Source organism: Italian clover phyllody phytoplasma str. MA1 (genome assembly GCF_000300695.1).
Taxonomy (GTDB): Bacteria; Bacillota_I; Bacilli_A; order Acholeplasmatales; family Acholeplasmataceae; genus Phytoplasma.
In genome coordinates, this window is the sequence record NZ_AKIM01000069.1 from 1 (window position 1) to 412 (window position 412).

Sequence of the window (412 nt, forward strand, 5' to 3'; positions counted from 1 at the left end):
TTTTAACACATTTGACTTTTGAATTTTAATTAAAACCATTTTTTGAACCAAGAAGTTACATTTTCAGTTGTACGTTTAGTTATTTTAACTGCGTCGTTTGTGATTTTTGTAGTCAAAGGTTTAATTGCACCACTATAGGTATTTTCTTGTTCTTTGATCATTAAATCTATTTTTGTTAATTCTTCTTGTTTTTGAGTTAAATTATCACTTCTTGTTTGTAATTGTACTTTAGTTTCTTCATGGGCTTTTTGTTCGTCTTTTATTTGTTCTTTAAGTTTATTGATTTCATGACGGAGTTCGGCGTTTTCTTCGATATATCTGCTAGAAACGTTTTCTAAAGCTTTAATGGTTCCTTCGAGGGCTTCAATATGTAGTCCTTGTTGCACCCATTTATCGATTTGTTGTTCTAATT

General features: G+C 29.6%; 1 pseudogene. It reads right to left on the minus strand.

The annotated features are described in order from the left end of the window. Positions 1–29 precede the first annotated feature (29 nt). A pseudogene (locus RI01_RS02500) lies at positions 30–412 on the minus strand (ATPase); the annotation flags it as partial.